The sequence below is a fragment of the Adlercreutzia sp. ZJ473 genome, from assembly GCF_013185065.1.
In the GTDB taxonomy this organism is placed as follows: Bacteria; Actinomycetota; Coriobacteriia; order Coriobacteriales; family Eggerthellaceae; genus CAAEEV01.
This window is the reverse complement of sequence record NZ_JAAVTO010000115.1, coordinates 1-1,511: the sequence shown is the minus strand read 5'-3', so window position 1 is coordinate 1,511 and position 1,511 is coordinate 1. Positions and strand designations below refer to the sequence as shown.

Genomic DNA, 1,511 nt, shown 5'->3' with positions numbered 1-1,511 from the left:
GCGCGCCGGCGGCGATCATGCCGGCCGCGCGCGCCGAGGGCGCGTCGGGCCCGTCAGCCTCGCAGGCGCGGGGCGCGCAGGCGGCCTCAACGGCGGCCGCGAGGTCAAGGGCCGAAAGCGCGCGGGGGTTGTCGGGCGCGTAGGTGACGAACGCGCGGGCGAAGGGCGCCACGGCCTCGATCATGGCCGGGTAGTCCTTGTCGGCGAGCACGCCCATGGCGAACGTCACGCGGCCCCGCGCCGCGTCAGCGCCGCCGAGCAGGTCGGAAAGCGAGGCGGCGAGCGCCTCGGCGCCCTGCGGGTTGTGCCCGCCGTCGACGATCGTGAGCGGGTCGCGCGCCACCACCTCGAAGCGGCCCGGCCACGCGGTGCGCGCGATGCCCTCGGCAAGCGCCGCGTCCGTGATGCGCCACCCGCGCCGCCGCAGCGCGCCCGCCACCTCGATGGCGAGCGCCGCGTTCGCAGGCTGGTAGCTGCCGAGCAGCTGCGTCTCGAAGCTCGCGCCCTTGTAGCGGAAATGACGTACGAATGTTTCACGCGAAACATTCGGGGAGGCGCCTTCCGCACCTTCCACGCCCTTCGCGCCTTCCGCCCCGCGCGCGACCGCGGGCGAGCCGGAGGCTTCCGCCCCTTCCGAAGCCGACGTGAGCGGAAGCACCTCGAGCTGGGCGAAGTCGGGCGTGACGAGCTCGCAGCCCCGCTCGCGCGCGACGCGCTCTACCACCGCGGCCGCCTCGGGCTCCTGCGGCCAGCTCACCACCGGCGCGCCGGGCTTGATGATGCCTGCCTTCTCGCCCGCGACCTCGGCGAGCGTGCTTCCCAGAAGCGCCGTGTGGTCGAGCCCGACGCGGCAGATCACGCTCACCTCGGGCGCGTCGATCACGTTCGTGGAGTCGAGGCGCCCGCCGAGGCCCACCTCGAGCACCACCACGTCGCAGCACGCCGCGCGGAAGTGCTCGAGCGCCACGGCGCACATGAGCTCGAACTCGGTGGGGTGCTCGCCCGTGGCCGCCTCCAGGGCGCTCGCGTGCTCGCGCACGGCGAGCGTGGCGCGCGCGAGGTCGTCCCGCGCGATGTTCGCGCCGTCCACGCGGATGCGCTCCTCGAACGCCTCGATGTAGGGGCTGGTGAACAGCCCGACGCGGTACCCCGCGCACGTGAGCGCCGACGCCACGTAGGAGCACACCGAGCCCTTGCCGTTCGTGCCCGCCACGTGCACGAACCTCAGGCCGTCCTGCGGGCGGCCCATGCGCTCGAGCAGCGCGGTGATGCGCTCGAGGCCCAGCCGCGACGCCTGCCAGCGCGGCGTGTTGATGTAGGCTACCGGGTCGAACTCCTGCGGCGCGCGCGCCGCCCCCTCCCGCACGCTACATCGCCCGCCGCTCGCGCATGACGGCCGCGGCGGCGCGCGCGGCCAGGTCGGCCTCGACGCCCACCTGCAGGAGGGCCCGCATGAGCGCGACCTCCTCCTCCGCTGCCGCGAGGCGCGCGGCGTCGAGCGCCGCGGCGTG

At 75.2% G+C, this 1,511-nt stretch carries 1 protein-coding gene; it reads right to left on the bottom strand.

The features are described 5' to 3' along the window. A partial coding sequence (locus tag HRL41_RS11890; protein WP_371808852.1) for a folylpolyglutamate synthase/dihydrofolate synthase family protein occupies positions 1-1,366 on the bottom strand: 1,366 nt, incomplete at its 3' end. Positions 1,367-1,511: the final 145 nt, after the last annotated feature.